The sequence below is a fragment of the Salinispora oceanensis genome, assembly GCF_000383575.1.
GTDB lineage: Bacteria > Actinomycetota > Actinomycetes > Mycobacteriales > Micromonosporaceae > Micromonospora > Micromonospora oceanensis.
Map to the genome: position 1 here is coordinate 2780225 of NZ_KB911579.1, position 23836 is coordinate 2804060.

A 23836-nucleotide genomic window follows, 5' to 3' on the forward strand; every position below is an offset into this window, starting at 1 on the left:
GGTGGTCAGGGCGTCAGGGCATCAGGGTTAGTTTCGCTGTCGAGCTGCCCCACCGGTGGGACCGACGCCAAGGCTCGGCCCGGGCTGCCGCGAGCAGGTGCTATAAGCCGGAACAGATCGAGGTGTCGATCGAGGCGGGTGCGCCGCCACGAGTCGACCAACGAGGACGCACCGGCTCCGCCGACGCAAGACACGGTCGGCGCGGTCCTTCGCCGGTGACCAGGGGTGGCCCACGCAGTCCTTCGGCGGTGACCAGGGGCGACCGGCGCAGTCCTTTCGGCGGTGACCAGGCACCGGCGAGCTGTTGGGCGGGCGCGGGGGATTCCCGCGCCCCATCCATGAGGGCAGCTCGACAGCGGGCGGCATAGCACCGCCTGGTCCCCGCAGGACGAGGCTTGGTCGCCCGCCCGGATTCCCGCCCGGTTGCCCCGGCGTGCCCGGTGACGGCTGAGCGGGTCGGCCAGGTACCGCACGGATCCTCGCGTACCGACGGCACCGCGGTGTTCGTGGAACTCATGGTGCCGCAGGACCTCAATGAAGCCGATCTCTGGTAGGGCGCCCTCAGATCAAGGTCCTGCGGCATTTTCGCTGCAGCGACGTCCCGGCCGATCCGGACAAGCCGGACCGGCACCTACCGCGCTGGCCTCGTTGCCCGGAATGGCTCGCTGAACCAGCGGCCATCCGAAGCCCACCAGTACCGATTGAGCCCGGCTACGAGCCGGGCCATAGAATCCCGGCGGCCTGGTTGATTGGCTGATCAGTCAATGCCCCGAGGGAGCTCCGTGACATCGTTAAGGCGTGGTCTCGTTCCACTGCTCGTGGCGCTCGCGTGGGTCGGACTCTGGGCGGTGGCGCTCCGGCCGGCGGTGGGTCCGACCAATGATGGCTACCGGTACGCGCGCATCGCCCTCGAACTGCTCGGCGAGTCACCAGCTGACGCTCAGCGTGATGCACTGTCGGCCTACTGCGGCAAACTGTCTCGCTGGGAGGCCCGTCGCGCGTCGGTCAACCCCCTGACCATGTATGACTCTCCTCAGATCGCCCAACGTAGTCAGGCGTGCGTCGCTAAGTACCCGGACGGGCTGACACCGAACAAACCGCGCTACGAGGCGATTTTCAGCGACCGGGTGGGCTACCCGGCCCTTACCACCCCGCTCGTGGCGATCCTCGGGGTCAACGCTGGACTCACGGTGACCTCGGTGCTGTGTACCGCGATCGGGGGGCTTTTGATCGTCCGCCTGTTGCGGGAGATCGGTGTGCCCCAACACCTGGCGGTTGCCGGTCAGATCGCCTATTACGGCTCGCCAATCGGATACTGGGGTGCCTATCCGTTGACCGAGGGGCCGGCGATGGCGCTCACCGTGGCCGCTCTGCTCGGCGCGGTGTGGCTACTACGACAGCGCACCGCAGCCGGGGTGTCACTGCTGCTCGGCGCGCTGGCTGCGGGTGCCCTGATCCGATTCTCCACCTTCTTGCTGATTGCGGCCGGGCTGGCCGCGGCCGGGCTGCTCCTCTTGGCTACCAGTCGGCGGCATCGCCACGTCGGTACCGGGCTGGTCGTCGGCGTTGGCAGCGTGACCACGGTCGGCATCCTCACCGGCGCCAAGCTGCTCGGTCTGTCAGGTGCGGGGGAGACACTGCAGGACAAGTGGACCGACCACTTCACGCGTCCCGATGTCGCCGACCCCTGGCAGCGGTTGGTGGACCTCAACATCACCTATTGGTCCCAGTGGCTGCAGCAGGAGCTGCGGTCGCCATGGCTGCTGCTCGGTCTGGCCTTTGGTGCGTGGGCGCTCCTGCGCCACGATCGTGCTTTGGGGTGGCTCACGCTGGCCGTCGCCAGCACCGGACTGGCCACCCAGATCGCCCACCCGGTGGTCAGCCAGGGCGACCGGCTCCACATCGCGCTGTGGCTCGTGCCCGTGGTCGGCATCCCGCTGCTACTGGCGAGGAGGGGGCGGGCCAGCAGTCCCGCGGAGCCTTTCGCCCCGGTCGCCGCTGCTCCGATACCGATGCCCAGACCACCGTCCGATCGGCCCGCGACGGGGCAAGAGCGGCAGCCAGAGTGGCCCGGTGCCGGTACAGCAACGTCGCCATCCAGAGCGCGACGATGAAACCCCCGGATCCACGGACGGCGAGGGCGGTGGGAACGAAGAACACGGAGCGACGGTGCCACCCACGAGACCGCCGACGCCGGGTCAATCGCAGTTTCGGCGATGGTGTCGGCGAAGGCTCCCGGGAGGGCGGTGCTCACCCGTCGTTGTCGAGCCGGGAGTGGAGGTGCATGTCGTGCCAGCCGTCGATGTGGTGGCCCTCGGCGCGTTTCGTGCCTTCCAGGGTGAAGCCGGCGTACTGCGCGACCCGGCAGGAGGCCTTGTTTGCCGTGGAGTGGCAGAGCTCGACGCGGTGTAACCGGAGAGTGTCGAAGGACCAGGCGGTGACCGCGGACAACGCGCGGGGGGCGACCCGACGACCGCGCGCCTCCGGCAGCACCCAGTACGACACCTCGGCCAAGCCCTCGGCAAGGTCGACCCGGCGCAGGCTGATCTGCCCGACGACGTGTCCCGCAGCCAGCACGGCCCAACCGGCCCCGGTCTCCCCGCTCCACCGGCTGGACCAGGCGGCTATCCAGTCGCCAGCTTCGTCGTGGGTCATCGAGCGGCAGTGCCAGCGCTGAATGGTGGGGTCGGCGTAGCCGGCCACGACGGTACGCCGATCTGCGGGCCGCCAGGGGCGAAGCAAAAGGTCCTGCGCGGAGAGCTCGGGTTGCGTCAGTGCCGCCATCGAGCCCGCTGGCAGTGCGGGTGTGGAGAGCAGTGGCATGTGTCGAATGTAGAGCACTCGAACAGGTCCGGTTTCGGCGTCCTGTTGCTCGCCGGTGGCCCGCAGGTATTTAGGGGTCGGGCCGTGGCACCCACCAGTCGCCGAGGGTTTCATGGAGGATCAGTAGGACGACGCCGTACAGGATCGCCGCGAAGATGCCGATGCCGAAACCAAGAGCGCCGCGGTCTCGCCGCTCGCCGTTGCCGTGGGCGGTGGTACGAGCGGGCGGACTGGCCCACGGATGCTCCCGGGCCAGCCAGAACAACAGGCCGAGACCCTGCGGGGTGAGGCAGATCAGCCAGAACCAGAACCATCGGGTGCCCAGGCGTGGGGGTGGGCCGGCGACCACAACGCCAAGAGTGACGACGGTGAAGAGGAGGGCGATCCATCCGCCGACGGGTGTGCGCTGGGGGAGGGCGCCGGCTCGGTCTTCGATCCCGGACGCGCGGAGGTTCTGCGCGATGCCAACAGCTCCGACGCCGGAGAAGCCCTCATTGTCGATGGCACCGGTAACGACTACCTCGTTGAAACTGGTGGTGTCGGTCCAGTGCACCCGGCCGTCGGAGGTCTGCCACGCGAAGAGGGGCCCGAGCTGGCTGGAACTCTGCCGCAGGACGGGAGCTCCGAACCAATGCCGGGATTCGTTACCCCCCCAGTGGTCACCCCACTGGTATGCCACCACACGGCCGGCGGTGGCGTCGGCCGTCGCCCTTTCGTAGCTCTCTTGCCGGGGCGCAGTCCACCAGGCCGTGACCGAGCCGATGAGCCACAGCAGGACCAGGGTGAGCCGGAGCGCATTCCACCACGGTCGGGTCCGGTCTACCGTGCTGAGGACGCCCACTTCCATGGGCGCATTGTTCCAGGGCGGGACCGAAACGGCGTACCGCCAGGTCTGGCTTGCCTCCGATGGCTCGGCGCCGGTACCTGATCGCTGCCGCAGATAATCCGGTGATCTCGGCGGTTGTCTTCGCGATACTGGGCGGACGAGGTCGAGACCGTAGTCGCCGAGCACGAGCACGCGACCCGGTTTCCGGTAGACCTGTGAAATCGTGACCGTCGGGAAGTGCCAATCATGACGTACGCCGTGCTGCCCTCCACCCGGGCTCCGGTCCGGGTGTGGACCGATCCGTACAGCATCGAACCGCAGGCCGCTCAGCAACTCCGCAACATCGGCACCCTGCCCTGGGTGCAGGGCGTCGCCGTGATGCCCGACGTGCATTTCGGTAAGGGCGCCACCGTCGGCTCGGTCATCGCGATGCGGCAGGCCGTCTCGCCGGCCGCCGTTGGCGTCGACATCGGCTGTGGCATGTCGGCCGTGCGGACCTCGCTGACCGCGGCCGACCTGCCAGACGACCTCGCGGGGCTGCGGCACGCCATCGAGGACGCGATCCCGGTCGGCTTCGCCCAGCGAGACAAGGCGGTGAACCCGCGTCGGATCTGGGGGCTGGCGCAGGCAGGGTGGGACGATTTCTGGCGGCGCTTCACCGACCTGCACGCCGGAGTCGCCCGGCTGGAAGGCCGAGCGATGAACCAGATGGGGACCCTCGGCGGCGGAAACCACTTCATCGAGGTCTGCCTTGAGCAGGGTGGCGTGGATGCGGGCCGGGTGTGGTTGATGCTGCACTCCGGCTCCCGGAACATCGGCAAGGAGCTGGCGGAGCGGCACATGGCTATCGCCCGGCGGTTGCCGCACAACGCCGCCCTGCCCGACCGTGACCTGGCGGTCTTCCTCGCCGGGACGGCGGAGATGGACGCCTACCGGCGGGACCTGTGGTGGGCGCAGGAGTACGCGCGGCGCAATCGCGCGGTCATGCTCGCGCTGCTCTGCACCGTGGTCCGGGACCGGTTCCCGCAGGTGAGCTACGACGAGCCGATCAGCTGCCACCACAACTATGTCGCCGAGGAAACCTACGACGGCGTGGAGGTGTTGGTCACCCGCAAGGGCGCCATCCGGGCCGGTGCGGGAGAGCTGGGCATCATCCCCGGATCGATGGGGACCGGGTCCTACATCGTGCGGGGTAAGGGCAACGAGGCCGCGTACTGCTCCGCGTCGCACGGCGCGGGCCGGCGGATGTCCCGGGGGCAGGCCAAGCGGAGCTTCACCACCGATGATCTCGCGGCGCAGACCGCCGGGGTGGAGTGCCGCAAGGATGCCGGGGTCGTGGACGAGATTCCCGGCGCGTACAAGGACATCGAGGCTGTACTGGCGCAGCAGACCGACCTGGTCGAGGTGGTGGCGCACCTCAAGCAGGTGGTCTGCGTGAAGGGGTAGGTAGGCGGAGCCGTGCCGCCGAGGCCGGACGGAGGGCTCCCGCTACCGCCTGGCCTGGTGGTAGAGGCGCTCCAGGAGAGCGATGAGGGTGGCTCGTTCGGCCGCGATGCCTTCCGCGAGGCGAGCCGCGGCCTGTACCGCCAGCCAGGGTCCCGACTGCGGTAGTGGCTGGGCCGAGCCGGCCCGGTAGGCGCGGATGTAGCAGCGGGCGAACACGGACCGGCTGCTCCTGACCAGCGTGCGAGCCACCCGCGAGGTCTCCGGTAGCGGAGCGGAGTAGCGCAGGAGCAGCTTCGTTCGGGCATGGTCGGCTGCTGGGGCGCCGCGCGTCGCGTTGGGCCAGTCGATGACCGCGGCTCGACCATCGCTGAGCATCAGGTTGCCGGGGTGGTAGTCCCCGTGGCAGAGGCGGTCCCCCTCGGGCAGGTCGTCGAGGAGCCGTAGCGTGTGGTCCCGGAGCCGCGTCGGCATGGTGGCGTCGGTGATGCGGGCGGCCAGGACCGAGCGGAGCTCGGGCAGGTCGGCGGGGGCCGACACCTGGTGTACGGCGAGGTGGGTGGCGGCCAGCGTGCGGGCCATGCCGAGCATCCGCCACGGCTGTCGCTGCAACTGGGTGAGCATGTCCGCCCCGTCCAGGCGTTCCAGCACCAGGCCGACGCGTCCGTTCCACTCCACCGTGTCGGCCAGTTTCGGGGCGATGCCGTGCCCTGTCAGCTTGGTCAGCGCTCCCGCCTCGGCGCGGTGTCCGAGCAGCCCGGGCCGGTACAGCTTGATGACCGCGTCGTCGCACCACGTGTGTACGTCCGCCTCCCGCCCAGCGCCGATCTTGGCTCCGATCATTGTTGTGCCCTTTGCCGGGGTGTCCGGCTGGCCTCGATCAGGGTCCTGGTGGAGTGCGCGACGAATGCACCGTGGGTGCGGATGTGGGCGTCGAGCCGTTCGAGTCGGGCGCGGTGCCGCTCCACAATGAAGTCGGGCACCCACCAGGCGCACTTGCGCAGGGTGTAGACGACCGCGCCGATGTCGAAGAATTCCATCCGGCAGCGGGCGGTGCGCAGCTCCACGATCTCCAACCCAGCGCGCCGCGCGGCGGCGACCTCCCGGTGTGGGTCACGAGCGAAACGCTCGTGGGGCAGGGGGCCGCGAAAGTACTCGATGAGTTCGAACGCGGAGGCGGGCCCGACATGCTGGGCGAGGTAGCTGCCCCCGTCCTGGAGCACCCGGGCGATTTCGGACCAGTCGGGGCGGACGGGGTGGCGGCTGGTCACCAGCGGGAAACTGGCGTCGGCAAAGGGCAACGGTCGTCCGGGTTCGACCGCGACGACCGCAACGCCGCGGGGCTGTAGCAGCGCTCGGGCGCGCTCCACGTTCGGCGGCCAGCCCTCGGTGACCACCATCCGGGGCGCCAACCGGGGCACCTCGGCGAGGACCTCACCGCCGCCGGTGTCGATGTCCAGCGCCGCGGGGGAGTGGGGCAGCCGGGACGCGAGCAGGCGTGAGTAGCGCCAGGGCGGTCGCTGCTCGGTGGCCCGACCGTCGAGCCAGTCGAAGCTCCAGCCGGACACGTCCGCCGCTGCTGCCTCGTCAACCAGTTCCTGGAAGGCGCGCATCTTCGAATTCTGACCGTGCCGTCAACCGGTTTGACCTTGCCGACCGAGGCCCATGACCGTGCTCACGATCGGGTGTTCGCGGCCCGCTCACCAGCCGAGCACAGCCGGGCTCGAAGCCGTTGTCGGCTGTCTGGAGGGTGATACCTGACGTTGAGGACCGGGCATGCGTAAGCCCCCAGCACGCCAGCGCTGGGGGCTCAAGTGCTTGTCAGCGCCGGGCGTGCGTAACGACCGCCTGCCACGCCTCCGGACCGAACACCAGCGTGACCATCAGGTCTATACGCCTACCGGTGCACATTCTCCATCGTTGATCCCTGCTCGGAACGCGGTCCACTCTGCCGACGTGAACCGCAGCTCCTGCCCGTCCTTGCAGACCTGGACGCCGCTGGGTAGCTGGATGACCCATGGGTGCTCGTGGCCCGTCCCCACCGCCCGGATGAGGTCTTCCCACTCGGAGTAGGTGGCGGCCAGCTCCGGCCCAGCCGGGTCTTTGCTGTCCCGGATGTAGACCGTGTGGGCTGTGTGCGCCCATTCAACACAATTGCCACCGGAGCCCCCAGATCGGGTGCTTTTACGGTACTCGCGGAGCTGAGTCATGGCTGATACTCCAGGATCGGAACGGCTTGGCAGCAGACAAGCCTGAAAATCGTTTCGTACCGGGTGATCTCGACGCCCTTTTGCAGGTACGCGGCGGAGCTGGGCGAGTCGAGATAGACAACTGACGGGTCCTCCGCAGGGTCCGGAAAGTCCAGGATCACGAACGCGGACTCCATCGCGGCGTGCGCGCCAACTGTGAGCGGTAGGACCGAGATGGTGGTGTTGGGTCGGGTTGCCACCTGACGCAGCCTGGTGATTTGCTCGGCCATCACATCCGACCCGCCGACCTCGCGCCGCACCGCCGCCTCGTTGAGTACGACATGCAAGGCTGGTGGTTGGGGGTCGGCCCGCGTGAGGATCGCCTGGCGACTGATCCTCAGCGAGACGCGGCTTTCGATTTCGTAGTCGCTGTCGTCGGGGTTGCGCGCCTGGTAGACGGCGCGCGCGTACTCGGGCGTCTGCAACAGACCCGGGATCAGTTCGGACTCGTAGGTCCGGATCGTGGCCGCAGCGGGCTCGATCTCCAAGTAGAGACTGAACCACTCCGGGACCTCGTCGCCATAGACGTGCCACCAACTCTGACCGCCCGTCGCCAAAGCGAGCGCGGTCAGCTGCTCGGTTTCGTCCGCCGATGCCTGGTAGTGCGCACACAGCACCGCGACATCTTGGGGTTTGACCGGGTGCCGTCCGGCCTCCATTTTGAACAACTTCGCGCGGCTGATGCCGAGCCGCCGATGCGCGACTACCTCGTCAACCGATGCACGGGTGGTGTCGCGTAGCCGGCGCAGTTGCCGGCCGAGTTGGCGGCGGACCACGGTCGGGCCAGCTGCTGGGGCTGGAGTGGGCATATTCCTCTCCTCGTAATCCCTGGCCACACCCACAGTGTCTCAACCTGAGACCGCACCGTTGGCGCTGGGGCCAGTAGAACAGCGGCGCGAGGCCAGTGGAACAGAAAGCGGGTCGTGATACTTGTGTCGTGAGAGTATCACTGCGATAGTCGAGTGGAGTTCGGTCACCATGCGCAATCAAACCGAACCCCTCGGGAGTTAGTGCGATACCTCGTACTCCCGGTCTTTGCCTGATCAGAGAGGGGAACAGACCATGGTTCGCTGGCTACTTCGCCGCTGCCGACGCCCCGCACCGTTGGACGTCACCGGCCGCACCACCCCGTACGCGGCGTGCGCTAGTGCCCTCCACCCGAAACGCCCAGCCAACCAGCCCATGTGGATGACCCAGCCCACCGTTGCCAGCCCCCAGGTAGGCCGCGTGGGCTGGCTCACCCCGGCCCAGCAGTGGCGAGCCAACGGAGGCCGCTGGTGACCGCGTACCGGCCGTCCGCCCAAGCCGCCGCGCGGCGAGGCTGAAGGGGACGTCGATGGTTGTCGTTGCTACTGCCGTGGTCGTTGGGCTCGCCGTTGGCGTGGTCCTGGGCCTGGTGACCAAGAGCCGTTCGGGCAGTTGGTGCCCCCGGTGTGGTGACCTCAAGCGCTGCCTACGTGACCACGACACGCGCGGGAGCCGGCCGTGGTGAGAAAGGCACATGACCCGATGCGCCCGCTCTGGCGGTGCCGGGCCTGCGGCGCCGACTGGCCCTGCCAGCCCGCGCGGCTCGCGTTGCTGGCGGAGCATCGCGGCAGGAGGTCAGCGCTGCTGGCCCACCAGGGCAACCTCCTGGCCGAGGCATCTGATCAACTATCCCGACTCAACGGCACCAGACCGGACCTCAGGGAGAGGTTTGTCGGCTGGTGCTGGCGGGTCGAACCCGAACACCCCACAACCAGCGCCTTCGAGTCGGGAGACCCGGACCTGGACCTGGTGTTTCGCGGCATCGAAATAATTATCCGTAGCCACTGGGGAGGACGGACCTGCCCCCGGTGCGTGACCACAGGTTGTCCGCATCTCGACTGGGCCGACGGCTGGCTGGCCAGCCTACGAAGGTCATCGGAAGGCCACCCAAGCGGGTAGCGGAGCCCGAAGCGGGTATCGGAACGCCGTGGTAGGTGGCGTCGTGGCAGGTGGCGTCCGGGTCGGGGGGCCCGATCTTCGGCGTTTGCTGGCGGGGACGGCCGCCGTCGCCGCGGGCGGGGCGGTGGGCCACGCGTTGCCGGTGGTCACCGCCAGCGGTGTGCTGCGGCGCCGGTGCTGGCCCCGGCTGGCCGGGGTGGGCGCGGCCAACCGGATCGCGTTGACCTTCGACGACGGGCCACGCCGTGCCTCGACCGCCCGGTTTCTGCGGGCATTGGAGCGGGCCGACGTGCGGGCTACCTTCTTTCTGCTCGGCAGACTGCTCGACCGCGATCCCGGACTCGGACGGGAGATGGCGGCCGCCGGGCATGAGCTCGCGGTGCACGGATGGGAGCACCGGAACCTGCTGTGCCGATCCCCTGCCGCGACCTACGCCGACATTGCCCGCGCTCGGGATGCCGTCGCGGCCGTCACCGGAGCCGCACCGTTGTGGTACCGGCCGCCGTACGGCGTGCTGACGATCTCGGCGTTGCTGGCCTGCCGGCGGCTGGGCCTGACCCCGCGCCTCTGGACCGCCTGGGGACGCGACTGGGACGCCACCCGGTCTCCGGCGGCGATCTGGGAAACCATCGTGAAGGACCTCGACGGTGGGGGCACGCTGTTACTGCATGATTCGGATCATGCGTCCAGCCCGGGTGCCTGGCGCGGCGCCTTGGCCGTCCTGCCCCGCCTCGTGCGCTGGGCCCGGGAGCGGGAGCTGACCATCGGGACGTTGGGCGCACACGAGGAGCGAGGCTGCCGGGAGCCCGGGGCGGGCGTATGCCGGTCCGGGAGCGACCGGGGCATGGCGACGTACCGGGTGGGTAACCGCAGCCGGTGAAGCCACGGCCGGGCGGGAGAAGTCCGCGCGCCGGTACGTCCCCGGTCGGTGCCGGTCGCGACGACCCGGGCGGCCCGGGTCAGCTGCGGATCCTGCTCGTCTCCGCCGACATCGGGGCGGGCCACGACGCCGCCGCGGCCGAACTCGCCGCCCGGCTCGCCGGCGACGGAGTCGTCGTGGAGCAGCTCAACTTCTTCACGGCCCTGCCCCGGCCGCTGCACCGTCTCGTCCGGGAGGGCTACCGCACCATGCTCCAGCGGTTCCCCTGGAGCTACGACGCGCTCTTCCGGTTCACCGACCGGTCGTCGTCGATGGTCCGGGCGTTCCGGGCCGCGCTGCGGGCGGCCGTACCGCAGATGCTGTCGCGGATATCCGCGGACACCCGCCTGGTGGTGACGACGCACCCGTTCGCCAACCAGCTACTCGGCCCGATGCGCCGGACGGGGCAGCTCACCGTGCCGGTGCTCAGCTACGTCACCGACTTCGTCGTCCACCCGATCTGGGTCGCGCCGGGCGTCGACACCTACTGCGTCATTCACGACGGGACGCAGCGGCAGGCACAGGCGCGTGGGGCGGCTGATGTGCGGGTGGTCAATCCGCTGATCTCCGCCGCTTTCGCGCCCTCGGCGACGGCCTGCCAGCGTACGGCTCGGGCCCGGTTCGGCCTGCCCGAGCAGGAGCGGCTGGCGTTGATCGTCGCTGGCTCCTGGGGGGTGGGCGACGTGGCCCGGACCGCGCGCGATGTGCTCGCCGCCGGCTGCGTCAGCCCCGTCGTGGCGTGTGGGCGCAACGTCCGGCTCCGCCAGCGCCTGCGTACCTTCCCAGGACACGTCCTGGGCTGGGTCGAGGACATGCCCACCCTGATGCGGGCCGTTGATGTGGTGGTGGAGAACGCCGGCGGACTCACCTGCCAGCAGTCCCTGGCCGGTGGGCTCCCCACCGTCACCTATCGGCCGATTTCTGGGCATGGTCGGGCCAACGCGCAGCTGCTCGCCGAGGCGGGGCTCACCACCCATGTCACCAGCGCTGCCGAGCTGGGGCCGGCGCTGACGGAGCTGACCGGCGTGGCGGGCAGCCCGGCCCTTCCCGTCGACAGCGCCACCGACATGGCCGGTCTGATTTCGGAGGTTGTCCGGAGCGGCCACCGGCTTGACCGGAAGCGGTCAGTATGAGCGCGCACTCCTCCTAGGCTGGGGGCGAGTCCGCCTTGGGAGTGACCTAGGAGCCCTGGTTATGCCGCAGTCACACGACTTGGATCATCGGTACGTGGTGCCGCCCTACCTGCGGATCGTCAACGAGCAGACGGTGCCGGGCACGAGCCAGCCGGTCGCGCTCTGGGACTTCCGGGTGGCGCAGCCGAACGTGTCCCAGGTGCCGGGCCCGGTCATGCACACACTCGAACACTTTCTCGGCACCTACGTACGCCAGCACCACCCCACGATCATGAATGTCGCGCCGATGGGCTGCATGACCGGTGTGTACGTGTGGACGGTTGGTCCGTGGAGTTTCGACGACCTGGCTGAGGTCATCGCCGCTGGGCTCCGCTCCATCGAGGACGCGACCGAGGTGCCACTCGCGAACGTCATCCAATGTGGCTCAGCGGAGTACCACTCGCTGGTGGGTGCGCAGGAACTCGCCGCGCAGCTGCTCGCGAAACGGGATCAGTGGGGGGATCCGGGCCCCGACGCCCACGAGGTGAGCGAGGCGGACCTGCGGGAACTCGCAACGGGCCAGTGAGCCGACACCAAGAGCGGGCCAGTGAGCCGACACCAAGGTGGTAACAGGGGAGGAACGTCCCGCGAGAAGGCGAGAATAATTTTACTTTTGTCCCTAGCGGGTCCGGCGGTCGTACCCGCCCGGTGGAGGGGGACGCATGATTCGCCGTCGGTTCATCGCCTGCGGGCTACTGCCGGTCGCCACCGGACTGAGCCTGCTCGCGCCCGCCACACCGGGTTCGGCGCAGCCCCAACCCGGGGCGGACAGCCGGTCGGACCGGGAGACAGTTGACGCTTCCTCGACCGAGCGGCTCGAGATCCGGGCACCCCGCGAATTCAGCGGCATCGCCTGGCTCACCACCGAGGAGAGCGACGGGGTGGTGCAGGAGGTCTTCCTGGTCTGCCACGACACCCGGGACAACGATGCGGAGCGCGACCTGCCGCGACTCTCGATCGTGCGGACGCCCGTCGACCCGAACGGAATCATCGTTGACGAGCTCGACGTCGAGTTTCCCGGTCGTCGGGTGCCGAATGATCTCGAGAGTATCGCCCGGCTGCCCGGCCGGGACGCGGCCCTGCTGGCGGAGAGCAACGCCGACGGCGACGACCCCGACCCCACGATCTATCTCGCCCGGTGGGACCGGGACCTCAACGTCGAGATCGTGAACGCGGTGCCGTGGCCCGAGACGCCCGAGCCGCTGGCGAACGTCGAGGCGACGGCCGTGGTGACGATCCGCGGCATGGACTACTTCGTCTACGCCGAGCGGGCGGAGGGCCAGGACACCACCTTCATCCACATGACTCGCCTGAAGGTGTACGAGGACGGCGAGATCCGGTTTGGTCGGCGGTGGACCTCGGTTCCCTTCACCGCACTCGAACCACCGGGTGGACGGCCCGCCTCCGGCATGGACATCGACCGGTGGGGCAACGTCTACGTCTCATCCGCGTACGACCCGGGTGACCTCGGCCCCTTTGACAGTGCGGTGTACCGGGCGGCGACGGTCCGGCAGGAGGGACGCGGCGGCGTGCGGCTGCGTCCGGTCGAGCCGCCCCAGCAACTGGCGCGCAGCTCGGGCCTCAAGGTCGAAGGCGTGGGACTGGTCGCCGGCACACTTCCGATCTTCATCGGAGACGACGACGAGGACTACGGTGGCCTGCTGCGGCAACTGCGGGTGACCTTCGAGTAGGCCGGTGTCGTTCACCGTGCGTCGGTGGGCGATCCCCCGCCTGGTTGGGGGCAGCGAACAATGTGCCGTTCTGAGAGCATCCCCCGGTGACGATTGGCGATCCTCCCCGTGCCGATGAACGGACAGCGCCGGGCCCACAAGGCCACCTGACTGCTCCGCGTCGGGACGCCGGGCAGCTGGGCACCCCGTTCTGGCAGCTGTGGTCCGCGTCCGCGGCGTCGAACCTCGCCGACGGGATCGTCAAACTCGCGCTGCCGCTGGTCGCGGTCAGCTTGACGGATTCGCCGCTGCTGGTGGCCGGGGTGGCGATGGCGTTCAGCCTGCCGTGGCTGTTCTTCGCGCTGCCGGCCGGCGCCCTGGCCGACCGGTGGGACCGCCGCCAGGTGATGGTGGCCGCGAACACGGTGCGTGTGGTGTTGTTCGGGGTGATGGCGCTGGCCGCGGCCCTGGACGCGGCGTCGATCTGGCTGCTCTACGCGGTGGCGTTCGGTGCCGGTGTCGTCGAGACGCTCTACGACACCTCGGCCCAGTCGATCCTGCCGCAGGTGGTGTCGCGGGACGCGCTGGCGCGCGCCAACGGGCGACTGCACGCGGTCGAGTTGACGGCCAACCAGTTCGTTGGCCCACCCCTGGCGGGGTTCCTGGTCTCCGCGAGCGTGGCGCTGGCGGTGGCGGGGCCGGCGGGGCTGTGGGCGGCCGCGGTCGCGGCGTTGCTCCTCATCCGTGGCCGGTTCCGGGTCGAACGGGAAGCGCCGACCAGCCTGCGCCGGGACATCGCGGAGGGCCTCCGGTTCCTCTGGCGACACCAACTGCTGCGCACCATGGCGGTGATGGTGGGGGTCAGCAACTTCACGATGAGCGCGATCTTCGCGGTGCTGCCGCTCTACGCGGTCGGTCCCGACTCGGCGATGGGGCTCACCGAGCCGGGGTACGGGCTGCTGCTCGCGACCCTGGCCGTCGGTATTGTGCTCGGCTCGTTGGTCGCGGGGGCGATTGAACGACGGCTGGGTCGCTCCGCCACCCTCGGCGTGGCAATAGTCGTCGCCGCCGTGGTTGCCGGCGCACCGGCGTTGAGCGCCAACCCGTTCGTGGTCGGCGCCGTCTACTTCGGGGGTGGGATTCTGGTCGCCACCTGGAACGTCATCACGATCTCGCTCCGCCAACGGATCACCCCCGACCGGCTACTCGGCCGGGTCAACAGCGGCTACCGGATGCTGGCCTGGGGCGGCATGCCCCTCGGTGCGCTCACCGGCGGTCTGCTGGCGGAGTTGCTCGGCCTGCGCGTGGTCTTCGCGGTCATGGGTGTGTTGGCGCTCAGCCTGGTCATCGGACTGATCTGGGTGACCGACAGTGCGATTGACGCTGCCGAGCGGGAGGCGGAGCAGCAGGTGTGAACGCCGTTCAATCCGGGTCAACGCTGACCGGCCGTTCGAAGAACGACTCCAGGACGACGATGGTCTGGGTGCTGGTGACTCCGTCGATGGCGAAGAGGCGCCTCAGGAGGGCTTGCAGGTCCTCGGTGGTGGCGGTGCGTACCTTCACCAGCACGCTCGCCGTGCCGGCGATGATGTGTGCCTCCTGGATCTCGGGTATGGCCGCGAGCGCGTCCCGGGTGGCCGCGTCCCCCATCCACGCGTCGGAGCCGAGCAGCACGTAGGCGAGCACGTCCCGGCCGACCGCGGCCGGATCGACGTCAACGGTGGTACGCCGGATCACGCCCCGCTCGCGCAGCTTGCGTACGCGTTCGTGCGCCGAGCCCGCGGACAGGTCAACGGCGGCGCCGAGGGCCGCGTAGGGCTGGGTCGCGTCCTGCTGCAGGCGGCTCACCAGGACGCGGTCAATATCGTCAAGCATCGAACACCCATCGGGATCGGAACGGCGACGACTTGACCGTACCAGATTCGGAAGGCAGGCTGTGTTGTAGAACAGCATCTGGCAAGGAGGCCGATATGCCTGACACAGTCCCTGCTGAGTTCCGACTGCTGGACGAGCGTTTCCGGGACCTCGACGGTGACTTCGTCCTGTCGGTCCTGCACGGCGACGCGCGTAAGTCGGAAGGCCCGGCCTACTTCGCGGCCGGGCGCTACCTGGTGTGGAGCGACATCCCGAATGATCGGCTGCTGCGCTGGGACGAGACCACCGGCGCGGTCGGGGTGTTCCGCCAGCCCGCGGGCTACGCCAACGGCAACACGGTCGACCGGCAGGGCCGGCTGATCACCTGCGAGCAGGGAAACCGGCGGGTGACCCGCACCGAGCACGACGGAACGGTCACCGTGCTGGCAGATCGCTACCGCGGCAAGCGGCTCAACAGCCCCAACGACGTGGTGGTCCGGGCCGACGGCACGATCTGGTTCACCGACCCGAGCTACGGCATCAACAGCGACTACGAGGGCAACAAGGCCGAGCCCGAGTTCGGCGGCGCGTGCTACGTGTTTCGGCTAGACCCCCGCACCGGGGACCTGCGGGTGGTCGCGGACGACTTCTTCCGCCCCAACGGCCTGGCGTTCTCGCCGGACGAACAACAGCTGTTCATCGTCGACACCCGACAGGAACCCAGCCACATCCGGGTCTTCGACGTCGCCGCCGATGGGAACCTCAGCGGCGGCAAGATCTTCGCCGAGTGTGACTACGGGCGCTTCGACGGGCTGCGCATCGATGACGCCGGTCGGGTCTGGGCCGCGGCCTGGGACGGCGTGCACTGCTTCGCTCCCGATGGCAGCCTCATCGGGAAGTTGCTCCTGCCCGAGCCCGCCGCCAATCTCACCTTCGGTGGGCCGAAACGCAACCAGCTCTACCTCACCGCGGGCCGGTCGGTGTACGCGCTGCGAGTCACCTTCAACGGCGCCCGCTACCCGGAATCTAGCGCCTGAGCCATTCCGGGCAACGAGGCCAGCGCGGTAGGTGCCGGTCCGGCTTGTCCGGATCGGCCGGGACGTCGCTGCAGCGAATATGCCGTAGGACCTTGATCTGAGGGCGCCCTACCAGAGATCGACTTCATTGAGGTCCTGCGGCACCATGAGTTCCACGAACACCGCGGTGCCGTCGGTACGCGAGGAGGCCGTGCGGTACCTGGCCGACCCGCTCAGCCGTGAACGGGCACGCCGGGGCAACTGGGCGGGAATCCGGGCGGGATCCCGGGCGGGCACCCGGGCGGGAATCCCGGCGGGCAACCGGGGGGATCCCGGGCGGGAATCCGGGCGGGCAACCGGGCGGGAATCCGGGGGGCGACCAAGCGTCGTCCTGCGGGGACCAGGCGGTGCTATGCCGCCTGCTGTCGAGCTGCCCTCATGGATGGGGCGCGGGAATCCCCCGCGCCCGCCCAGCAGCCAGCCGGTGCCTGGTCACCGCCGAAAGGGAGTGCGCCGGTCGCCCCTGGTCACCGCCGAAGGACCGCGCCGACCGTGTCTTGCGTCGGCGGAGCCGGTGCATCCATGTTGGTCGACTCGTGGCGGCGCACCTGCCTCGATCGACACCTCGGTCTGTTCCGGCTGATAGCACCTGCTCGCGGCGACCCGGGGTCGAGCCGTGGTGTCGGTCCCGCCGGTGGGGCAGCTCGACAGCGAAGCTAACCCTGATGCCCTGATGCCCTGATGCCCTGATGCCCTGATGCCCTGATGCCCTGATGCCCTGACCACCAACAAGCCACCTGATCATCCAACGTCCCGACCCGCTACGCGGAGAGGCTCACTGAGCTGACGGGCCCATTGTGGCCAGGCGGGTCACCACGAGAGGGCGCATTGCCTCGACGGGAGGCGTCGGTTGCCCCAACTGCAATAAGCGTCATCACAACTTGACCTCTAGAGGCGGATTCTTGATCTCACTGCCTTGGGTGGATCTTTTGAGAAGTAGCATCGATACGGTGACGAGCGCGGCGAGCATGATCGTGGCGATGCCGGAATATAGTAATGTGTCTGCAGCGCCCCAAAGTGTGACCAGTGGGCCGCCGAGTGCCGCACCCAAAGGTGTTGCCGTGGTGGTGACGGCTGACCGGGCTGCCAGGACGGACGTAAGTTCGGAAGCGTCTGCGGCCTGCTGAAAAAGAGAGATAGTGAACGCTGGAAATGGGCCGTAGATCAGTCCGCCGATGGCGAACGAAATCATGGTTGCTGAAGTGTTGTCGGTGATGCCGAAGGGGAGCAGGGCTAGACCCCAGCCGAATATAATGGCGGTGACGGCCGGCCATCTGGGCGCGCGGGCCAAGGCGCCGCCGGCGAAACCGCCGATTACTGCGCCGACCCCGAATGCGGTCCAGAATGCTCCGAGTAGCTGGCCGCTTCCAGCCAGGTTGCCGGTCACGTAGAGCGGAAGCCCAACCTCGACCGGGCCGTACAGGAAGAAGAAGACGGCCGTGATCAGCAACAGGGAAGCGAGTTGTGGTCGCTGCGCGAGTATCCGAAAGCCGGCCACGACGCCAGCCCGCCGAGCGACCGCCAGTTGTTGTGGAAGCTTCAGGCGGGCGACCGTGGTGAGAAGAAGCAGGTATGAGACCGCATTGACCGCGAGGATTGCCGAGCCGTCCAGTTTCAGCAGTATCATACCGGCGATTGCCGGGCCGATGATGATGCTGATCTGCTGGGACACGCTGAGCAGGGCATTCGCGGGAAGCTGACGGCCGTCGGTGAACAACTGACTGACAATGGTGTAGAGGCCTGCGTTCCCCCACGCTGAAAAGAGAGACGAAGCGGCGAGGAGGGCAATGTAGGAAAAGGTGTCGAGCTGGCCGGTGGCGGCCAGCGCGACAATCGTTGCCAGCCCAAGGGCTCGCAGGCCGGTGCTTGCGGCGACCAACTTCTGTGCGCTCATGCCGCCGAACCACCGGCCTAGCACCAGAGCTCCAAGGGCGCCGGGGAGCGTATACGCCGCCAGCGACAGCCCAGCGACAACTCCCCCTTGCCCCGGCTTGGCCAGCTGTAGCGCCAGCCACGGTATTCCTACAAGTGCCATGCCGTCGCCAAGGAAGGAAACAGCTGAAGCGGAAATCAGTCTGGAGTACCGGCCGTCGGTGAGAACAGGGCGATACGCGGAAAGAAGAGGGATTCGGATCTTGCCCAGCATTTCAGTTTCAGGAGTCCTTGGGTGTTCGAACAGTGGAGAACGGCGGTGCTGCGGTCAGTGGTGCGGTCAGTGGTGCGAATCAACCACCGCATCGGGCTCCCGGGCGGCGTTCAGGTGGGGAACGGTTCAGGCGAAGTCGGCGGCGTGATCGGCGGCCCACTGGGCGAAGGTCCGGGCGGGCCGTCCCAGCACCGCCTCGACCTCGTCGGTCACCTGCTCCGGTTTCTCCACCATCGCGGCCCAGCCGGCCAACGCCATCTCCGCGAAGTTGGCGTCCCTGAACGCCTCGACCAGCATCGGGCGGACAGCCTCGGCCGGGATGTCCTCCCACCGCACGTCACGGCCGATCGCGGCGCCGATGAGGCGTACCTGCTCGGCCTGGGTGACCGTCTCCGGGCCGGTGAGCACGTAGGTCCGCCGGTCGTGCTCGTCGCCGGTCATCGCCTCGACCGCCACCGCGGCGATGTCGTCCTCGTGGATCAGGGAGCGGGCCGCGGCGCCGTACGGCCAGCGCACCACCCCCTCGGCGCGAATGGCGTCGGCCCAGCCCAGCGTGTTCGTGGCGAAACCGGTGGGGCGCAGCATCGTCCCGGGGAGGTCGCGTTCGCGGAGGGAACGCTCCACCACCGCCCAGAACGAGTTCGGGTCGGCTTCGGCGGAGGCGGCCGACAGGTACACCACCCGGGGCGATCCGGCGCTGGCCAGCACGTCCGCGAGGGTCGGCGCGAGCGCAACGGTGACGGCGGGGTCAGTGTACGGCCAGATCAGGAAGACGGCCCGGACGCCGTCCAGGTGCGGGCGGAGGGTCGCGGGATCAGCCAGATCGGCGGTGACCGCCGCTACCCCCGCCGGAAGGCTTGCCCGGGTGGGGTCGCGGACGACGGCGCGGACGTCGTGACCTGCGGCGGTCAGCCGCGCCACCACCCGCCGTCCGACGTTGCCGGTCGCGCCAGTAACCAAGAACATGGGTCTCCTCCAGGAACGCTCCGATCGCGATAGGGCGACGGTAAAACCTCAACCAGGGTTGAGGTCAAACCGTTCGCCACGCGTCGGAGCGCGCCCTACGCGCCCTGCCCCTGGTTCTGCATGAGGCCACCGTCCATGAAGTAGGTCGACCCGGTGACATAGTTCGCGTCGTCGCTGGCCAGGAAGACGGCGAGTTTCGCGATCTCCTCCGGCTGGGCGGCCCGCTTCCACGGGATCGACTGCACCTGCTCCTCCAGGTACTGCGGGTCGTCGATCGCGCGTTGGTTGAACGGCGTGAGCACCATGCCCGGCCCGATGTTGTTGACGTTCATGTGTAGCGGGGCGACCTCCAGCGCGATGCTCTTGGCCAACTCCAGCATGCCGCCCTTGCTGGCGTCGTAGTCGGCGCCGCCGGCCCGAGCCACCTCCTGGTGGATGGAGGTGATGTTGATGATCTTCCCGTGTCCACCGTGGTCACGGCGGTGCCGGACGAACCGCCGACAGCAGAAGAACATCCCGTACAGGTTGGTGCGGATGGCGCGGTCCCAGGTCTCGGTGTCCAGATCGGCTACCGGCGTGCCGGATGCGTCCACCCCGGCGTCGTTCATCAGGATGTCCAGCTCTCCGAACGTCGCCAGGGCCTCGTCGAACATCGCGTCGACCTGATGTTCGACGCTGATGTCGCCCTGCACCACCACGGCGCGCCGACCGGCCCGCTCGATCTCGGCCTTGGTATGGCTCGCCCCCGCGTGGTCATGCAGGTAGTGCACCACCACGTCGGCGCCCTCCCGGCCAAATTCGATCGCGGTGGCCTGCCCGATGCCGGAGTCCGAGCCGGTGATCAGGGCGGTTCTGCCCGTCAGTCGTCCGCTCATCAACGTGCTCCTTTCCTCGACTGCCACTACCTACTGGTTCCTGCGGCCTCGACCTGGCCGATGGTCCAGGCGGCGTTGATCAGACCGATGTGGGACAACGCCTGGGGAAAGTTGCCGATCAGGCGCCCGTCGCGTCGGTCGATCTCCTCGGCGAGTAGGCCGAGATCGTTCGCCCGGGCGGTGACGGTCTCGAAGACCTCCCGGGCCCGGTCAACCCGCCCGGCCAGGGCCAGGGCCTGGACCAGCCAGTACGAGCAGATGATGAAGGCCCCCTCGTCCCCGGCCCGGGTCCAGCGTTGCACCAGGCCGTCCTGGACCAGGTCCCGTTCGATCGCATCCACCGTGGCCAGGATCTTGTCGTCGTCGGCGGGGAGGAAGCCGAGGATGGGCATGACCAGGACTCCGGCGTCCAGATGGTCGGAGCCGAACGCACCGGTGAACGCCTTGGTCGAGCTGTTCCACCCCTCGTCCATGATCGCCGCCCGGACCTGCGCCATCGCCTCCGACCACTGCGGGACCTTCGCCTCGGCGTCCAGAAGCCCGGCGAGCTTGACGGCCCGGTCGAGGGCCAACCAGCACATCACCTTCGAGGTCAGGTAGTGCCGCTGCCCCTCGCGCCCCTCCCAGATTCCGGCATCCCGCTCCCGCCAGGTGTCCGCGGCCCGATCGGCCAGGGAGCGGAGCAGGCGGGCGGCGGCGGGCGACAGCTCGGTGAGCTGGTCCCGCAGGACCCAGGCGCACTCGATGACCTCGCCGATGACGTCGAGTTGCTTCTGCAGCCAGGCGTCGTTGCCGACCCGTACCGGGCGGCTGTCCCGGTAGCCCTCAAGGTGCTCGAGGGTGTGCTCGGTGAGATCGCGCTCGCCACCTGGGCCGAACATGATCGGGACGTGGTCCTCCGCCTCCACCGAGCCCACCGACTCGGCCATCCAGTCGAAGAACCGGTGTGCCTCGTCCGGGCAGGCGGCGACCCAGAGCGCCTTCAGGGTGAAGGCGCCGTCGCGGAGCCAGCCGAAACGGTAGTCCCAGTTCGCCTCGCCACCGATCTCCTCGGGCAGGGAGGTGGTGGGGGCGGCGATCACGGCCCCGGTCGGCTGGTAGGTCAGCGCCTGCAGGACGAGGGCACTGCGCCGGACCTGCTCCCGGTACGGCCCCTGGTAGCCCTGGTGCATGCGGTCCCAGGACCGCCAGGCGGCGATGGTGTCCCGCAGCGCCGCCCGTCCGTCGAGGGGAACGGTCGGCGGGTCGGTGGCCCGTCGGTGGTGCAGCGCGAAGACCGCGCTCTCTCCCTCGGCGAGGCTGAACTCTCCCGTCACCACCGAACCGTCGATGGTCAGGTCGCGGTCGCTGGTAAGGGTCAGTCGGTCGGCGCCGCCGGAGATCTCGATTCCCGTCGTTGCGTCGGAGATAGTGGGGCTGACCAGGCCGTACTCGGGCCGGGCCGCCACCTCTACCGTCACCTGTGCCGGGCCGGCGATCGCGTCGACCCGGCGCAGGAGGACGTGCGGCGAGTCGAGGCCGATCTGGTGACCGCGTTCCCCGACCCCGAGGCTGAGCGCGTCGGTCAGCCGCAACACCCCGTCCTGGGTGTGAAAGTCGGTCTGGACGACCATCGTGCCGTCGAGGTAGCAGCGGCTCGTCGTGTACTGCCCGTGCGGTCGGATCCACCAGTGGCCGCCAGCGGAACCGAGTAGCCGCGCGAAGACGCTTGGCCCGTCGAACCGGGGTGGACACCACCAGTCCACCGAACCGTCCGCCGACACCAGTGCCGAGCCTTGGCAGTCGCCCAGAAACGCATAGTCACTGATCTCCGCCACACCCGGCTTCTACCCGCGCTGGCGCCGGTTACGCCTCAGATGGTGATCACTACTTTCGCCCGGGCGTGTTCGCCTTCGAGGTACCGAAGTGCTTGCGGTACCTCGTGCAGCGGGTAGCTCCGGTCGATGACCGGGATGAGGTCCCCGGACTCGGCATGGTCCCGGAGCACGTCGAGGTGCTTCCGGCTGGGCACCGTGGTGAGCACGGCGATGCGGTGTCGGACGAAGGGCGCCAGTAGCCGCCCGCGGGTGATCAGCCAGACCGGCCCGACGAGGCTACCGCCGCGGTAGACCCCGCCGCCGGAGAGGATCAGCCTCCCGGCGGGGGTCAGCACTCGCCGGAGTGCGGTGAGCGAGCGGTTGCCGACCAGGTCGAACACCACATCGTGTGGCTGGGTGTTGTGGGTGAAGTCGCTCCGGGTGTAGTCGACGACGTGATCGGTGCCGAGGGAGCGGACCAGGTCGGTGTTCCGGGCACTGCACACTCCGGTCACGGTCGCGCCGAGCGCCTTGGCCAGCTGCACGGCGAGGGTGCCGACACCGCCGGAGGCGCCGTTGATCAGGACGCGGTGGCCGGTTTCGACCCGCCCGAGGTCGGCCAGCCCCATGAGCGCGGTGACGCCGGCGAGCGGCAGGGCGGCGGCCTGCTGCGGCGTCAGGTTGGTCGGCTTCGGTGCGATCAGGGTCTCGGGTACGCAGACGTACTCGGCGAAGGCGCCGTTGGCGTCGCCGAGGTCGCCGAAGACCGCATCGCCGGGATGGAACTGGTGAACGTTCTCGCCGACGGATTCCACCAGGCCGGCGAAGTCGCGGCCACGGATGCGGGCCCGGGGCTTTGACCGGCCCAGCGCCAACCGCGCCATCCGCGGATCGCCGCGCAGCACATGCCAGTCGTAGGCGTTGAGGGCTGCGGCTTCGACCCGTACCAGCACCTCGTTGGCGGCGGGCACCGGCGGGTCAACCTCCGTGAGGGTGAGCGACTCCGGCGGCCCGTAGCGGTCCTGCACGATGGCCTTCATTCTCCACTCCAAGGTGTACGGCGTACGCCTCCGTCGTGGTGTACGGCGTACGCTGGTGTCTGAACAGGCTAGGTGTACGCCGTACACTCGTCAAGGCGGTTATGGTTTCCAGCACCGCTGGAGACGAGGAAACGAGATGGCTGAGCAGACCGAGGCGCCTCGCCGAACGCCGCTGAGCAGGGAGCGGGTCCTGCGGGCCGCTGTCACGCTCGCCGACGAGGCTGGGATCGACTCCCTCAGCATGCGCAACCTTGCCCAGGACCTGGGTGTCGTGCCGATGGCCCTCTACAAGCACGTGGCCAACAAGGACGAACTGGTCGCCGGCATGATCGATGTGGTCATTGACGAGATCGACCCGCCGCTGGCCGGCACCGACTGGAAGCACGCGGTCCGGGAGCGCATTCTCTCCGCGCGGCGGGTGCTGCGGCGGCACCCCTGGGTGTCCCTCGCCATCGAGTCGCAGCAGACGGCGACGCCGGCCATCCTCGCCTACCTCGACTCGATGGTCGGGACGTTCCGGGGCGCTGGCTTCTCCGTGGACCTTGCCCACCACGTGATGCACGCGATGGGCAGCCGCACCCTGGGCTTCAGCCAGGAACTCTTCGACACCGCACGGAACGCCGGCCGGACCGGCGCGACCACTCCGGCGCCACCGGCGGCCCTACCAGCGCAGTTCGCCGACCGATTCCCCAACCTCGCGGAGATCGCGGTGGTGGCCTCCCACGACGATGCGTCGGTGGTGGGGCGGGGCTGCGATGACCAGTTCGAGTTCGAGTTCGCGCTGGATCTGTTGCTGGAGAGCATCGAACGGCTGCATCAGCAGGGCTGGACATCGTCTCGCTGAGGCCCGCCCGGCCAGTAGGCCCCTGACGCGCCACCAGCCAGGGTAGGGCTGCCCCCAGTAGAGACTGGCCGGTACGCCGTATTTCCTGGCCTGCCCCGCGTTCCTAGGCTCGGGACGACGAGAGCGGTTCTTCGGCCGGTGTGCTGAGGTCGTGCTGCTCTCGACCAGCTTGGGTTGGGATTGGGGATCGCCGTGTTCGGTAGGTCGAGGA

Annotated in this window: 22 protein-coding genes; 10 read left to right on the plus strand and 12 right to left on the minus strand. The window is 68.9% G+C overall.

All coding sequences use genetic code 11. The features are described 5' to 3' along the window. Positions 1–782: 782 nt before the first annotated feature. Positions 783–2114 (plus strand): hypothetical protein, encoded by a 1332-nt coding sequence (locus SALPAC4_RS0113005; protein ID WP_223874754.1) that lies wholly within the window; start codon positions 783–785, stop codon positions 2112–2114. A gap of 136 nt (positions 2115–2250) precedes the next feature. On the opposite strand, the gene SALPAC4_RS0113010 is transcribed toward SALPAC4_RS0113005, so the two are convergent. Both SALPAC4_RS0113010 and SALPAC4_RS0113015 read right to left on the minus strand, forming a co-directional pair. After that, entirely contained in the window at positions 2251–2823 is a 573-nt protein-coding gene (locus tag SALPAC4_RS0113010) for a GNAT family N-acetyltransferase (protein WP_019870693.1), read from the minus strand. 70 nt (positions 2824–2893) lie between these two features. Next, positions 2894–3670 carry a hypothetical protein gene (locus SALPAC4_RS0113015; protein ID WP_019870694.1) on the minus strand — a complete coding sequence of 259 codons (777 nt, stop codon included), beginning with the start codon at positions 3668–3670 and terminating at the stop codon, positions 2894–2896. Between the two features lie 225 nt (positions 3671–3895). On the opposite strand from SALPAC4_RS0113015, the gene SALPAC4_RS0113020 reads away from it, so the two are divergent. Further along, the gene (locus tag SALPAC4_RS0113020; protein ID WP_027644545.1) at positions 3896–5095 is read left to right on the plus strand and encodes an RtcB family protein; all 1200 of its coding nucleotides are present in this window, start codon (positions 3896–3898) and stop codon (positions 5093–5095) included. A 42-nt stretch (positions 5096–5137) separates the two neighbouring features. Here SALPAC4_RS0113020 and SALPAC4_RS0113025 read toward each other — a convergent pair whose 3' ends face one another. From SALPAC4_RS0113025 to SALPAC4_RS0113040, 4 genes are all read right to left on the minus strand, one after another. Further along, the gene (locus SALPAC4_RS0113025; protein ID WP_019870696.1) at positions 5138–5935 is read right to left on the minus strand and encodes a phosphotransferase family protein; all 798 of its coding nucleotides are present in this window, start codon (positions 5933–5935) and stop codon (positions 5138–5140) included. Continuing rightward, complete coding sequence (locus SALPAC4_RS0113030; protein WP_019870697.1) at positions 5932–6705, minus strand: class I SAM-dependent methyltransferase; 774 nt, start codon at positions 6703–6705, stop codon at positions 5932–5934. Before SALPAC4_RS0113030 ends, SALPAC4_RS0113025 begins: the two co-directional genes overlap by 4 nt. A gap of 276 nt (positions 6706–6981) precedes the next feature. Next, positions 6982–7302 carry a DUF397 domain-containing protein gene (locus SALPAC4_RS0113035; protein ID WP_019870698.1) on the minus strand — a complete coding sequence of 107 codons (321 nt, stop codon included), beginning with the start codon at positions 7300–7302 and terminating at the stop codon, positions 6982–6984. Then, positions 7299–8117: a helix-turn-helix domain-containing protein gene (locus SALPAC4_RS0113040; protein WP_019870699.1), complete on the minus strand. Its 819-nt coding sequence runs from the start codon at positions 8115–8117 to the stop codon at positions 7299–7301. Before SALPAC4_RS0113040 ends, SALPAC4_RS0113035 begins: the two co-directional genes overlap by 4 nt. 733 nt (positions 8118–8850) lie before the next feature. On the opposite strand from SALPAC4_RS0113040, the gene SALPAC4_RS28515 reads away from it, so the two are divergent. From SALPAC4_RS28515 to SALPAC4_RS0113070, 6 genes are all read left to right on the plus strand, one after another. Next, the gene (locus SALPAC4_RS28515; protein WP_080640895.1) at positions 8851–9267 is read left to right on the plus strand and encodes a flavin reductase; all 417 of its coding nucleotides are present in this window, start codon (positions 8851–8853) and stop codon (positions 9265–9267) included. A 43-nt stretch (positions 9268–9310) separates the two neighbouring features. Beyond that, on the plus strand, positions 9311–10147 hold the full coding sequence (locus tag SALPAC4_RS0113050) for a polysaccharide deacetylase family protein (RefSeq protein ID WP_050564982.1): 837 nt from the start codon (positions 9311–9313) through the stop codon (positions 10145–10147). Then, on the plus strand, positions 10144–11319 hold the full coding sequence (locus SALPAC4_RS0113055; protein ID WP_019870701.1) for a UDP-N-acetylglucosamine--LPS N-acetylglucosamine transferase: 1176 nt from the start codon (positions 10144–10146) through the stop codon (positions 11317–11319). The genes SALPAC4_RS0113050 and SALPAC4_RS0113055 overlap by 4 nt, the downstream gene beginning before the upstream one ends. A 61-nt stretch (positions 11320–11380) precedes the next feature. Further along, entirely contained in the window at positions 11381–11884 is a 504-nt protein-coding gene (locus SALPAC4_RS0113060) for an S-ribosylhomocysteine lyase (protein WP_019870702.1), read from the plus strand. A 136-nt stretch (positions 11885–12020) separates the two neighbouring features. Next, the gene (locus SALPAC4_RS0113065) at positions 12021–13049 is read left to right on the plus strand and encodes a hypothetical protein (protein WP_019870703.1); all 1029 of its coding nucleotides are present in this window, start codon (positions 12021–12023) and stop codon (positions 13047–13049) included. Between the two features lie 86 nt (positions 13050–13135). After that, on the plus strand, positions 13136–14443 hold the full coding sequence (locus tag SALPAC4_RS0113070) for an MFS transporter (RefSeq protein ID WP_019870704.1): 1308 nt from the start codon (positions 13136–13138) through the stop codon (positions 14441–14443). Positions 14444–14450: 7 nt separating this feature from the next. Here the strand turns inward: SALPAC4_RS0113070 and SALPAC4_RS0113075 are convergent, their stop codons facing one another. Then, entirely contained in the window at positions 14451–14903 is a 453-nt protein-coding gene (locus SALPAC4_RS0113075) for an Lrp/AsnC family transcriptional regulator (RefSeq protein ID WP_019870705.1), read from the minus strand. Between the two features lie 95 nt (positions 14904–14998). Here SALPAC4_RS0113075 and SALPAC4_RS0113080 point away from each other — a divergent pair, with 95 nt between their 5' ends. After that, positions 14999–15919, plus strand: a complete 921-nt coding sequence (locus SALPAC4_RS0113080) for an SMP-30/gluconolactonase/LRE family protein (protein WP_019870706.1) — start codon at positions 14999–15001, stop codon at positions 15917–15919. A gap of 913 nt (positions 15920–16832) precedes the next feature. On the opposite strand, the gene SALPAC4_RS0113090 is transcribed toward SALPAC4_RS0113080, so the two are convergent. From SALPAC4_RS0113090 to SALPAC4_RS0113110, 5 genes are all read right to left on the minus strand, one after another. Beyond that, entirely contained in the window at positions 16833–18104 is a 1272-nt protein-coding gene (locus SALPAC4_RS0113090) for an MFS transporter (protein ID WP_080640897.1), read from the minus strand. Between the two features lie 126 nt (positions 18105–18230). Continuing rightward, positions 18231–19070: an SDR family oxidoreductase gene (locus SALPAC4_RS0113095; RefSeq protein ID WP_019870709.1), complete on the minus strand. Its 840-nt coding sequence runs from the start codon at positions 19068–19070 to the stop codon at positions 18231–18233. A 95-nt stretch (positions 19071–19165) separates the two neighbouring features. Beyond that, positions 19166–19945, minus strand: coding sequence for a glucose 1-dehydrogenase (locus SALPAC4_RS0113100; RefSeq protein ID WP_018728930.1), 780 nt, complete (start codon positions 19943–19945; stop codon positions 19166–19168). Positions 19946–19971: 26 nt separating this feature from the next. Continuing rightward, entirely contained in the window at positions 19972–21762 is a 1791-nt protein-coding gene (locus tag SALPAC4_RS0113105; RefSeq protein WP_019870710.1) for a glycoside hydrolase family 15 protein, read from the minus strand. A gap of 35 nt (positions 21763–21797) precedes the next feature. Then, positions 21798–22781: an NAD(P)-dependent alcohol dehydrogenase gene (locus tag SALPAC4_RS0113110; RefSeq protein ID WP_019870711.1), complete on the minus strand. Its 984-nt coding sequence runs from the start codon at positions 22779–22781 to the stop codon at positions 21798–21800. Between the two features lie 136 nt (positions 22782–22917). On the opposite strand from SALPAC4_RS0113110, the gene SALPAC4_RS0113115 reads away from it, so the two are divergent. Further along, positions 22918–23625: a TetR/AcrR family transcriptional regulator gene (locus SALPAC4_RS0113115; protein WP_019870712.1), complete on the plus strand. Its 708-nt coding sequence runs from the start codon at positions 22918–22920 to the stop codon at positions 23623–23625. Positions 23626–23836 lie beyond the last annotated feature (211 nt).